We start from the raw sequence: 12,133 nt of genomic DNA, 5'->3' as shown, positions 1-12,133 counted from the left end.
GATCTGTCCGGGTTTCCCTGACCACCCCGGGTGCGAGGCGACGGGAAACCCCTCCTGCTCCGGCCGTGGCGGGCCGCACGATCGGTGCCGTGGACGCCGCCACCCCGGCGGCGCCGGAACAGAAAGGCAACGACATGCGTACTCAGATCAAGACCATCAGCGGCCTCGCCCTCGGTCTGGCCCTCGGCTTCGGCGCGCTCGCCGTGCCGGCCACGGCGGCGGCTCCCGGGACGGCGGTCGCGGCGCAGGCGCGGTCGGGCATCGACTTCCGGGTGCCCGGGGTCAGGATCTTCGCTCGGGCCGACGGCCAGTCCACCCGGGTCGGCCTCGGCTATCCCGGTCAGGGCTGGGAGATCCACCGCGCGGTGGACGGCACCTCCTACACCTGCGACAACGGCGTGACCACCACCGTCTGGGAGTACGGCCGCAACCTCCGCACCGGCGTGGTCGGCTATGTCCCGAGCTGCAACACCGTGATCGTCTGACGTGACCCGCCCTGGGCGCCGGACATCCGGCGCCCAGGGCCTCAGAACTGCCAGACGTCGTCGCGCAACAGCACCACCTTCCCGCCCGGCCCGAGGCCGGTGACCGTGACGTCCGGGCCGCCGACCATGAAGTCGACGTGCACGCGCGAGGTGTTCACGCCCGCCGCGTCCAGCCGTACGGGATCGTCCGTACGCAACTCGGCGGGCACGCCGGGCGGCAGCCCCGCGCCCCAGGCCAGGTGGCAGGTGGCGTTCTCGTCCAGGAGGGTCTCCATGTACGTGACGCCGCTCTCGCCCACCCGCGACGAACGATCGACCAGGGCGAGCTCGCCCAGCCGGGCCGCCCCCGCGTCGGTGGCCTGGTGCGTACGGACGACGTCGGCCCCGGCGCTCGCCCTGACCTCGGTCACGACGCCGCCGGCGAACGTCAGCTCCAGGTCGCGGATGACGGTCCCGTCGAGGGACAGCGGCCGGGTGGCGCGGACCGTCCCGTCCACGCGCCGGTGGTCGGGGGTGGTGAACACCTCCTCGGTCGGCAGGTTGGCCTGGAACGGGCGGCCCTCGACGTCCTCCAGGCGGGCGGCGGTCCAGTGGGCGTCCGGGAGCAGGCCGATGGTCAGGTCGGTGCCGGGGCCCTCGAACCGTACGGCGTCCAGATGCAGCTCGGTGAGCCGCCGGGCGCGGTCGAGCAGCTCGGCGACGCGCTGCCGCCAGGCCGCGCGCGGGTCGGGCTCGTCGAGGCGGAGGATGCGGCGCAGGTGCCGCCACAGCCGGTCCTGGTCGGGTTCGCCGAAGACGGTACGGGCCCACTCGGGGGTGGCGTACGGGATGATCGTCCAGCGGACCAGGTTGCCGAGCTGGAGCCGCTGCCGTGAGGTGAGCGACGGCATGCGGTCCAGGCCGACGCGTACCGGGTCAAGCCCGGCCAGGAGGTCGGGGGCGGCGGCGCCGCGGATGTTGACGATGATGCCGCCGTGCCGTGCCACCTCGTTGTTGCGGGCGTCGAGCCACGCGGGCACCTCGGCCAGAGTCGCCGTTTCGGCATGCTGGACGCGGGAGCGTTTGGCGTACGGGTCGAAGTACCAGATGTCGGCATAACGGGCGCCTCTGCTGTAGGCGGCCTCGGCGAGCGCTCGGGCCAGCGGAGCATGCTCGATCTCCGCGTTGATCAGCACCCGGTCGTCCGCCAGGAGAGGGACGGCCACGTCGAACACCACGTCCGCGTAGCCGGCCAGGTCAGCGTCGGGAATGGTCAAGGGGGGCTCCTTTGCGTACGGGCATGAACAGCAGGGCTCCGGCGGCGGACACGACGCCCGCCACGGCGAAGCCGGCGGCCAGGCCGAACCGGTCGGCCAGGACGCCGAGGGACACGGCGGCGCTGAGGAAACCGACGTCGAAGAAGGCCGTCGTGGTGGCCACGGCTGAGCCGCGCTCCTCCGCGGGCACGTCGTGCACGGCCAGCCGGAGGAAGGCGGGCAGGCCGAGGCCCTGCCCGGCGCCGATCAGCGCGATCGCGCACCACGTTCCCGCCGGGGATGGCCAGGCGGCGAGCAGGAGCGTTCCCGCTCCCGACAGCAGGAGGGAGGCGACGGCCAGACGAGCGGGGGAGGTCGTGGCCAGCAGGCGGTGTCCGGCCAGGCGGATGGTGATGAGGACGCCGCCGTAGACCAGGAAGTGGAGGTTGCCGGAGTCGCCGCCGAGGTGCAGGGGGAGGAAGGCGCTGATGGCGGTGTAGCCCCACACGGAGGCCAGGTAGGCGAAGCCGGGTCGCAGCGCGGACGGGTGGTACAGGCGGGCCCGCCCGGTTCCCGATGCGCTTTCGGCAGCGCTCACCACGGTCTTCGGCAAGGTGAGCCCGACCGCCGCCGAGCCGAGCGCCGCGGCTGCGGCCGTGGTCCAGACGGCGGCGAACCCCCACGTGGCGTACAGCGTCTCGGCGATGACCGGCCCCGCGAGCAGGCCGGCGTTGACGACGACCGAGAAGTGGTTGATCGCCGCCCCGGACCGCCGGTGATCACTGGCCAGCGTGGCGAGACCGACGTACGCCAGTGCCTCCCCGGCCCCGGCGACGCCGCGCAGGACGAGGAACAGCGGTAACTCCCCGGCGGCGAGCAGTGCGAGGGACGTACCGGACAGCAGCAGCGCCCCCGCGCACAGGGCCGCGCGCCGTCCGAGCCTGTCGGCCACCCGTCCGGCGAGCGGGCGGGCGAGCACCCCCGCCGCCGCGGTGACGGCCAGCGAGACGCCCACCATGCCGGGCTGCCGGCCCAGCGGGCCGTCCAGGTAGCGCGGAACCGCCGGGATGAGCAGTCCGATCGACAGGAACGCGCCGGCCGTGCAGACGAGCAGGCGCCCGATCACCGCTCGTCGCGGAGTTCGAGCAGGATCGCGGTCATGCTGACCTTGACGCCGTCGTGCGGCGGCCCTGCCTTGTCGTGCACGAGCGCCACGGCCTGGTCGATCAGGCCGACCACCTCCTCCCAGACGGGCCTGGGCAGCCACACCTCGGCGTCCATGGACGTGCGCTGGCGCTCGGTCTCCGTCATGCGCCTGGCCAGGTCGGAGCTCATCGCCTGGAACAGGAGCTGCCGCCCTTCGGACCGGTCGAGCCGCTCGCCGCTGGACGGGTCATAGCGGTAGCGCAGCTGCGGGCGGCCCTTGCCGGACCGCGGCTGCTCGTCCGTCTGCTGGAGGAAACCCGCCTTGGCCAGCTGGCGCAGGTGGTAGCTGGCCGAGGCGTGCGCGATGCCGAGCTCGTCGGCGACCTCGGTGGCCGACATCGACGCGCCGGTGAGCAGCGACACGATGCGGATGCGCAGCGGGTTGGCCAGGGCGCGCAGGGGGACGAGGTCATTTTCCGAAGACACATTGGGATAATACTTTTCCAACAGCTCTTGGGAAAGGGGTTTCGGAATGCTGCTGACGGTTCTCGGCGGATGCGGCGTTTGGCCGGCGGCGGGCCAGGCGTGCAGTGGGTACCTCGTGGAGCATGACGGGTTCAGGCTGCTCATCGATCCCGGGTACGCGACCGTGCCCCGTCTGCTGGAACGGGTCGGCGCCGACCAGATCGACGCCGTGTTCGTCAGCCACGGCCATCCCGACCACTGCGCCGACCTGAACCCGCTGCTGCGAGCCCGAACGATGCTTGAGAATCCGGCGGCACCGCTGCCGGTGTACGCGCCGCCGGGCGCCCTGGACGCGGTGCTCGCGCTGGACCGCCCAGGAGTGCTGACCGGCTCCTACGTCCTGCGTGATGTGGTCCCCGACATCGGCCCCTTCCGCGTACGAACCCGGCTGCTCCCGCACTCGGTGCCCAACGTCGGCATAAGGCTGACAGCAGGTGGACAGGTCCTCGTCTACACCGGCGACAGCGGCCCCAGCCCCGACCGCGTGGAGCTGGCCCGTGACGCCGACCTCCTCCTGGCCGAGGCCACCTACGTGGACCAGGTCCCGAAGGGCTCCCTCCTGACGAGCGCCCGCCAGGCAGGCCGGCAAGCCCGGGAAGCCGCTGCCCGGCACCTGTTACTGACGCACCTGCAGCCGGGCACCGCCCCCGCCGCCGCGCGAGCCGCCGCCGCGACCGCGTACGACGGTGAGATCGGCGTCGCCACGTCCGGTCTCGTCATCGATGTTCAGGAGATCCGGTAGGCGGCGGCGCCGTTGTGCAGGAAACGGGCGCGGCCGTGCTCGTCGGAGCCGACCAGCGACAGGACCTGATGGCCGGAGGGATCGGGGCCGAGGGTGATGATCGAGCTGTCGCTGAGGCGTACGACCTCGACCCGCTTCTCCGACCCGCCGGCGCGGTAGATGAGGAACGCGCGGTCGTTCTCGCTGGTCAAGGTGATGTCGTGCAGCGTGGAGCGGTAGGTGCCGCACATGCGGTCCGCGTCGATAGCGGCCGGGCTCAAGGGCGGCACAGGACGTGGCGCCGTCTCGACGCCCGCCAGCTCCCCGAGCACCGCCCCGAAGATCTCGTACGCCAAAGGCTCCCCACCCGCGCTGTTCGTCAGCACCGCCACCGCCACCCCCGCCGACGGGACGACGCGCAGCCACGCCTTCTGCCCCTTGGCGACACCGGTGTGCCCGACGACGCCGTCCTGATAGAGCATCCATCCGAGCCCCCAGCCGATGACGCCGCCACCGAAGTCCGGGACGTCGTCCAGCTGCGGCTCGCGCAGCGCCGCCAGCGCGGGATCGGCGAGATGCAGGCGGACGAACTCCAGCAACTCCCGCGCGCTGATCGCGAAGTGCGACCCGCTGGGCGCCGCGTAGTAGGAAACCGCCCACTCCTTGACCGGGACGACCTCGCCGCCGCCGCTGTGGACGTGGCCGACCGCCGCCCGGTGCAGGATCGCCTCATAGGGGTCGATGGCGGCACTCCGCAACCCCAGCGGCGTCACCAGACGTTCGCGGAGCACGTCGTGAAAGGGCTTGCCGCGTAGCACCTCCACCAGCCGGCCGAGGATCACGTACCCGCTGTTGGAGTAGGAGAAGACGGTGCCGGGCGGGAGGAGGTGCGCCGCCTCGGCAAGGACGGCGACGAACCTCTCGATGGCGTCGTCGTTGCGACCGGTGTCGACGAAGTGGTTCCCGTCGATGCCGCCGGTGTGGGTGAGCAGGTGGCGGGCGGTCAGGTTCTTGGTGGCGGCCTGGTCGCCCAGCCGGAACCCGGGCAAGTAGTCGCGAACAGGACGATCGAGATCCAGTGCTCCGTCATCGACCAGTTGCTGGATCAGCGTCGCCGTCCAGATCTTCGTGATCGAGCCGACCTTGAACACCGAATCGGTCGTGGCCTCGACCTGGGTACGCAGACTCAGCACCCCCGCAGCCTCGTCCCGAATCTCCCCATCGGCCAGTATGGCGACCTGCGCGCCCGGTACGTCGTACTTCGCAACAAGCTCACCCAAGTCCCATCCCACCCCGAACAGGCTAGTGGGCCGTGATGTCAGCCCCAGCAGCGTAGGCGGATGCGGGACGCATCGACCGATCACCACCGCTTCGCGGTCCTCGCCGATCACGGCCAGTTCTGCCTCCATGATCTCGACGCTCACGCGGCATGGATGAGGTCGCATGCCGACTCGGGCGCTCCGGCCGGATGGACCGAAGAGGCCGTGAACTCGGACCGCATCGCCGTGCGACCCCATGCCATCGCAGTGGGAACAGCCCGAAGCGATGTGGTGGAAACGACCCTCCACGAGCCCTTGGGCCGGCTGGACGGAGCATCGGCCTGTGGTCATCCGCGGGTATGGCCTGCTTCAAAGCGTGCGATCGGGAGCGTAAGTGGGCGACCGTGGGAGTGAAGCGCCAGCATGAAGATGTGCGAGCTTATGTGGATTGTCTCGTTCGCGCGATGCGGCCTGCCCAGACAGGGAACAAAGACCAGGACGGTGGCTTTGCCTGGAGGCCGGATAAAGAAAAGTCGATTCCAAGGATTGAACGCTGAACCACTCGAGCGTTCCGGTTTAGTCGCCTGCTTGCGGAGGCCATTCATGGCCATCGTCGGCGGCTGAGCAGTACTGACCGATCTCATACTCATCGTCAGTACGCAGCGCATCGGAATATCTCTTTCCCTTGCCGCGGCTCGGACACCGAAACATCGGTTCCGGCCGCTCATGACGCATGCCCAACTTACGCAACGTGGTCTGGTCCTGCCTGACGGCTGAGTCCACTCCCAATCATCCGTCGCACAAACGAACCGGGGGAAACAAATGAACCACAACCGCATCTACGTGAATTCCGCTCGGCAGAACCAGCCGTTCGACGGCTGGAACGAGATCCAGGGCGGCGGCCTCACGGACCACCCGCTGGCGGCGGCGGCGTTCGGTGACCGGCTGTACGTCTTCGCCGCGGGCACGGACCGGCGGATCTACGTGAACTCGGCCCGGCAGAACCAGCCGTTCGGCGGGTGGAACGAGATCCAGGGAGGGGGCATCACCGATCATCCGCTCGCGGCCGCGTCCTTCGGCGACCGGCTCTACGTCTTCGGCAGGGGTACCGACCGGCGGATCTACGTCAACTCGGCCCGTCAGGACCACCCGTTCGACGGCTGGACGGAGGTCCAGGGCGGCGGCCTCACGGATCACCCGCTCGCGGCCGCGGCGTTCGGTGACCGGCTGTACGTCTTCGGCGCGGGCACGGACCGGCGGATCTACGTGAATTCCGCTCGGCAGAATCAGCCGTTCGACGGCTGGACAGAGGTCCAGGGCGGCGGCCTCACGGACCATTCGCTGGCGGCGGCGGCGTTCGGTGACCGGCTGTACGTTTTCGGCACGGGGACGGACCGGCGGATCTACGTCAACTCGGCCCGTCAGGACCACCCGTTCGACGGCTGGACAGAGGTCCAGGGCGGCGGCCTTACCGACCATTCGCTGGCGGCCGCGGCGTTCGGCGACCGGCTCTACGTTTTCGGCACAGGGACGGATAAGCGGATCTACGTGAATTCCGCTCGGCAGGACCACCCCTTCGACGGCTGGGCCGAAGTCCAAGGCGGAGGCGCCACCGACCACCCGCTGGGCGCCGCGGCGTTCGGCGATCGGCTCTACGCCTTCGGCGCGGGCGTGAGGGTACCGGCCCACGTGTAGGCGTACGCGAAAGGTGTCCAGTTGACGTCCTGGTGACGAGTGGGCGATACACGCGCCCCAACTCCTCGACACAGGACGTCGACTGCGGTCACCACGGCAACCTGCTAGGTCGAGGCGGCCATCAGGCTGATGTACCGGCCTCGAGCAACGAGAGTCACTACGTAGTCGGGCGGCTTGTAGCCGTTCAACGCGGAAGGACAGCGGCGTCAACACGCCTGCCTGTATGGGAGGTCATGCGCGTATGTGTGCCACTCCTCCTCGGTGAGCGGTCTCCCAGCCGTCGTGCATATGGCCGCTGCGGCTTGGGATGCGTCGGTGCTCCAAATCCGGACCTTTCTGTCGTGGCCGCCGGCGGCGATGGACTTCCCGTCCCGGCTGAACGCGACGGCGAAGACATCGTCTGCCGGACCGGTCAGGGTGGTGCTGATGCGCGGGTCGCCCGGCCGGCGCAGATCCCACAGTGACACCGTGTGATCGGTGTTCGCGGACGCGAGGGTTCCGTCGATCGGGTGGAACACCAGGTGGGTAGAGTGCCCGGGGCCTGTTCGTACACGAGCCAGGCGCTTCGGGTGCTTCGGCTCGGCCAGGTCCCATACCTCCAAGGTGCTGTTGTCACGTCCGACCGCGAGGATCCTGCCATTGTGGTTGAAGGCCGCAGTCAGGACTGAGCTCGTGAAGTTCCGCTGCCCCAGCCACCCCATCAGCACAGGGCGGGCAGGGTTTGCGACGTTCAGGAGTGCTGCGGATCCGTCATCGCTGCCCACAACGAGCGTGTCGCCTTTCGGGCTGAAGGCCACTGTCTGAATGTACGAGGCTGAAGTCCGAGGCACCGAGACGAGCAAACGAGGGTCGCTCGGCTCAGCGACACTCCAGAGCCGTACGATCATGTCGTCACCTCCGACGGCTAGCACTTCGCCGTCCGGGCTGAACGCCATAGCGTTAACGTGCCCGCGCGCTCCTGCCAGAAGACGAATCGACGGGGTCGGACGGCGCGGGTCCGTAACATTCCAGAGCTGAATCGGTCCCTCTCGGCTGGCTGCCGCCATGGTGTGTCCGTCGGGGCTGAACGTCATCACGCCGTTATGATGGAGCCCTTTCAGCGTGCTGGTCAGAGGGCGCAGGACAAGGGGGGCCTGGGCGGAGACGTCCCATCGCCACACGTTCCCGTCCCGGCTGCCGGCGGCCAGAGTCTTGCCGTCGGGGCTGTACTCCACGGAGAACACGCCTTGGGCGGGGCCGGCAAGCACAGGGCTGGGCATGGCCCACAGCCGCGCTGTCCCGTCGTAGGACGCCGTGGCCACGGCCGCGCCGCCCGTGGTGAACCTGACCGCGGTGATCTGCCCCGGGTGGGGAAGCGTGGCGACGGGTTCTCGGTTGGGCAATGCCCAGACGAGCACGGTGCCATCCGAGCCACCGGCGGCGAGAGCCTTGCCGTCTTGGCTGAACGCGACAGAATTGACATAGCTGGCGAGCCCGATGAGCGGATCGTCAAGGCGACCTCGGATGCCGCCTTCATGCAGCCGCCACGTCCAAACCTTCCCGTCATCGTCGCCGGCAGCCAAGGTGCGACCGTCAGGACTGATGGTCAATGAGAAGACGGTCCCACGAGGGCCGGCCGGAGCTGGGCCCATGAGCCTTGGGCGGTGGGGGTCTGCCACGTTCCACAGCCATATGGCGCCGTCTTGGGAGCCCGCGACAAGGGTGCGTCCGTCCGGGGTGAAGGCGGCGGCGCGGACGGCCGGATGAGGGCGCAGGCGCGATGGCGCGATCAGCGGATCCCCCAGGCGTCCGTGTCGCGCAGTGTCCCAGAGGAGGATCGTGCCGTCCGCATGGGCTGCAGCAAGGACCCGTCCGTCAGGTGCGAACGCCACGGACTGGACTGCCGCGGGCGATCCGCGCAGGAGAGGCTCCTTCAAGCGCGGGTGCGTGGGATCGGATATGTCGAACAGCCGGACCGTCCAGTCCACGCCGCCAACGGCGAGGGTGGTGCCATCGGAGCTGAAGGCCATCGTCAGCACCGCGTACTGCCCGGCTTGGAGCCCGCCTCGGACGGTGGGTCGCTGTGGGTTTGTCGCGTCAGTCAGCACGACGTTGCCGTACTGGTTGCTGGAGGCGAGAAGACGGCCGTCCGGCCGCACCGCCAACGTGTGCGGTCCTCTTACGCCGACCGAAGAATGGAGCCGGGTCACCAGGTGACCTGCGGAGGAATCGAGCACGCTCGCTCGTGCTTCCGCGGTGGCCGAGGTGTTGTAGGCGATCACGCTGAGCTGTCTGGCCAGCCACACGTCGCTGTCGCGCAGCTGGCTGGCGGTGTTGGCGAGCTTGCGGGACTGCGCGACCAGATGCGCCTCGTCGGTGGCGAGCTGCTGCCGCACTGCGACGAGAGTGAGAACGAGGATGACGGACATGATGCCGGCTATGCCGGCGACGCGCGCCCGGCGTCGAGTACGGATGTGTGCCCGATTCGCGGCGAGGAATGCCTGGGCTGCGGGGTCCAAGTGAACCGGGGAAACGCCTCGGTAGCCCTCAGGCTGACCGCCTATCTCGGGGTGCAGGCGCAGGGCGGCCTCGACCGCAGTGAGCCTCGGAGCCTCCCAGAGGAAGTGCTCGCTTCGCTCGGCCGCAGCCCACTCCATCGCGGCTTGCTCGACCGAACGTACCGTGGCCAGCACCGCCTCTTGGTCGGCGATCACGGTGTTCAGCGCAGGCCAGTTCGTCAGTAATGCCTCATGCGTGATTCCGACGCGTACCCGATCGCCGTCGATGACCCCCGTGAGGAGACGTTGATTCATGAACGTGGTGAACGCGGCGCGCATCGCTTCGGCCAACTTCGTCGGGTCCACCGGGCGGCTCGCTCGCCTGCCCTCATCATCGATGGTCACCAGCAGGACAAGACCTGCGAGGACCTGCTCGCGGGTGAGGCTGCTCTCGAAAGTTGCTCGCTCAAGGGCGCGGTCCGCGTGCTGCACCAGAGCACCAGGCACGCCACCGAGACCGAGGTATCGGTCGAGGGAAAGCGCGTCGCCTCGAGTGAGGTCCTTCGCCAGCTCATGCAGGGTGAACGCCAGAAGCGGCAGCGCGGTGCCGCTTTTCGTGTCGTCGACCAGGCGACTGGCCAACTCTGCATCCAGCCGGAGCCCGGCGACGCGAGCCGGTTCCTCGATCACCAGACGGAGCATGGCAGCGTCGAGGGGACGGATCATATGGACGTCCAGATCCATGTCCACCAGTTCGGGCAGAGCGGCCAGGTCGGAGAGGAACTCCGCCCGAATGACGGCGAGGAGGCGTACGTCGTCGCTGATCGCTTCTCTCAGTAACGCGGCGAACGAGCCGGCCGCCATGCCGCTTCTCGTGAAAAGCTCCTCGGCCTGGTCGATGACGAGTACGAGGCGTCTCGGCCGGGCGCGGATCAGCAGCTCTTCAACTTGCCGGAACAGACCGCGCTCGCTTTCGACGAGCTTCTCGCGAACTTCGGACGGTGACCAGTCCAGCTGGATTTTCTCGGCCACGTCCGTGAGGGCATGACTCAGCGCCGAGACGGGATCTTCGCCGGGCCTCATAGGGGGAGCCACGAGCCAGTGATCCGCATCGAGTGACGGCAGGAGTCCTGCGAGCAGCAGCGATGTCTTGCCACACCCGGATGGTCCTGCGACAGCGAGGAAACGAGGCCCGGCCGGTCTGCGCAGCACCCTCACGAGTTCCTTGACTTCGGCATCTCGGCCGACGAAGACGCCGTTCGCGCCGGTGAGCGGATCGAGACCCGGATACGGATTCTTCCCTTCCTGCCAGCCCTTCCGCCCTTGGGCGTCAAGGCCGCGCAGCGCCTTTGCCACCCGCTGCTTAGCCGCCATCGGATCGGCGTCGTAGTGGACGTGCTGGAGACGTTGCATGAGCGGATGCGCGAGCCCGGGTTCACGGCTGAGCGGCAGCAGTTGGCGGCCGTGCGCGTCCGCGATGGCGATCTCCGCGGCACACCAAACCGACGTGAGGTACTTGGGCGTCACCAGGCAAATGACTGCGTCTGTACGAAGGAGTTCGTGGTAGAGGCGTCTGTGCCACTCCTCACCGTGGTCTATGCCATGCACCGGGTGCCGGTCGAGGAACGGATCATGCCCCTCGGCATGGAGCCAGTCGCAGATCTCCCTGACGAATTCAGAATCGTCGCCGGCATGACTGATGAAGACACGCGCCATGGCCGCTGCGCCTCACCTGACGACGATGACGTCGAACCAAATTCCAGTCAGCTGGGGAAAGTAGTGGTGTCCCTGCGCGTCTGCCATCTTCCAGGACACATGGCAAACCGTCGGATTGGAGGGCGCGGTCACTTGCACGGTGATCGTGACGGTCTCGCCAGGATCGGCGTCCGGTACCCGTACCTCCGGCTCCGTCGTGCAACCGCCTCCTGGTCCTTCACGTACCAGGTAACGATCCTTCCAAGGGACTGTGCCCGCGTTACGCAAGTCCCAGGTCTTGGTGAAGACCTGGGACGCCCTGATCTCGGTCCCGTCGGTGATGGTCTCAGTCATGAGTTCGGAGCCATCACCAGGGATCGGGCGCGATTCCTGCGCGGCGGTCGCGGGCGGTTGCTGGCCCTTCGTCCCACTCGTGCATGAGGACATGACGGCGATCAGGACGAGGAATGCCGACGTCAGCGTCGTATCACGAACAAGACTTTTTGGCATGGCGAGATCGATTCAAGAGAGCGGCTGCAGAAATGCGCCGATTCCTGTGAAGGATAAATCGAACTCACAGCGGTAGCTGGATTACTCGCAAAGTAGTGTCCCAAACGGATGATTCGGCCTGCATGAGAACAGTGCAGTCATTCTCTGCGGTGGAGGGACTTGTGCGCCTAGTGATCGGGATCTGCGGGCCGGCTCGGGGCTCACACGTTTCGGCTCGATGAGCTGGGTAGTGGCCGACTCGCCTGCAGTCGTTGCTTCAGAGCGAGTGGAAGCACCGGCGGTTGCGGCCACGGAAGTGGTGTACGAGTTTGACCTGGTCAGCAGGTGTGGCGTCGTGAAATGAGAACGGTCATCGCGTGATCCTTCGTAGCAACGATTCCAAGAA

Annotated in this window: 9 protein-coding genes; 3 read left to right on the top strand and 6 right to left on the bottom strand. The window is 68.3% G+C overall.

Annotation, left to right across the window (positions count from 1 at the left end; translation table 11 throughout):
* Positions 1-134: 134 nt before the first annotated feature.
* Positions 135-485: a hypothetical protein gene (locus AB0K28_RS49710; RefSeq protein WP_364385128.1), complete on the top strand. Its 351-nt coding sequence runs from the start codon at positions 135-137 to the stop codon at positions 483-485.
* A gap of 41 nt (positions 486-526) precedes the next feature.
* Here the strand turns inward: AB0K28_RS49710 and AB0K28_RS49705 are convergent, their stop codons facing one another.
* From AB0K28_RS49705 to AB0K28_RS49695, 3 genes are read right to left on the bottom strand one after another with little or no spacing between them, the layout of a single operon-like run.
* Positions 527-1,741, bottom strand: coding sequence for an aminopeptidase (locus AB0K28_RS49705; protein WP_364385125.1), 1,215 nt, complete (start codon positions 1,739-1,741; stop codon positions 527-529).
* A complete protein-coding gene (locus tag AB0K28_RS49700) occupies positions 1,722-2,846 on the bottom strand; it encodes an MFS transporter (RefSeq protein ID WP_364385122.1) in 1,125 nt (374 codons plus the stop codon). The genes AB0K28_RS49705 and AB0K28_RS49700 overlap by 20 nt, the downstream gene beginning before the upstream one ends.
* Positions 2,843-3,352 carry a helix-turn-helix domain-containing protein gene (locus AB0K28_RS49695; protein WP_364385119.1) on the bottom strand — a complete coding sequence of 170 codons (510 nt, stop codon included), beginning with the start codon at positions 3,350-3,352 and terminating at the stop codon, positions 2,843-2,845. Before AB0K28_RS49695 ends, AB0K28_RS49700 begins: the two co-directional genes overlap by 4 nt.
* 46 nt (positions 3,353-3,398) lie before the next feature.
* On the opposite strand from AB0K28_RS49695, the gene AB0K28_RS49690 reads away from it, so the two are divergent.
* On the top strand, positions 3,399-4,133 hold the full coding sequence (locus tag AB0K28_RS49690) for an MBL fold metallo-hydrolase (RefSeq protein ID WP_345405271.1): 735 nt from the start codon (positions 3,399-3,401) through the stop codon (positions 4,131-4,133).
* Here AB0K28_RS49690 and AB0K28_RS49685 read toward each other — a convergent pair.
* A complete protein-coding gene (locus tag AB0K28_RS49685) occupies positions 4,118-5,536 on the bottom strand; it encodes a serine hydrolase domain-containing protein (protein ID WP_364385116.1) in 1,419 nt (472 codons plus the stop codon). The genes AB0K28_RS49690 and AB0K28_RS49685 overlap by 16 nt on opposite strands.
* Positions 5,537-6,193: 657 nt before the next feature.
* On the opposite strand from AB0K28_RS49685, the gene AB0K28_RS49680 reads away from it, so the two are divergent.
* Entirely contained in the window at positions 6,194-7,066 is an 873-nt protein-coding gene (locus tag AB0K28_RS49680) for a hypothetical protein (protein WP_364385113.1), read from the top strand.
* Between the two features lie 206 nt (positions 7,067-7,272).
* Here AB0K28_RS49680 and AB0K28_RS49675 read toward each other — a convergent pair whose 3' ends face one another.
* Both AB0K28_RS49675 and AB0K28_RS49670 read right to left on the bottom strand, forming a co-directional pair.
* The gene (locus tag AB0K28_RS49675) at positions 7,273-11,259 is read right to left on the bottom strand and encodes a TIR domain-containing protein (RefSeq protein WP_364385110.1); all 3,987 of its coding nucleotides are present in this window, start codon (positions 11,257-11,259) and stop codon (positions 7,273-7,275) included.
* A gap of 12 nt (positions 11,260-11,271) precedes the next feature.
* Entirely contained in the window at positions 11,272-11,748 is a 477-nt protein-coding gene (locus tag AB0K28_RS49670; RefSeq protein ID WP_364385107.1) for an NBR1-Ig-like domain-containing protein, read from the bottom strand.
* Between the last annotated feature and the right edge of the window lie 385 nt (positions 11,749-12,133).

This window comes from Nonomuraea sp. NPDC049504 (genome assembly GCF_040676845.1).
GTDB lineage: Bacteria > Actinomycetota > Actinomycetes > Streptosporangiales > Streptosporangiaceae > Nonomuraea > Nonomuraea salmonea.
This window is presented reverse-complemented; position numbering and strand designations above follow the sequence as displayed.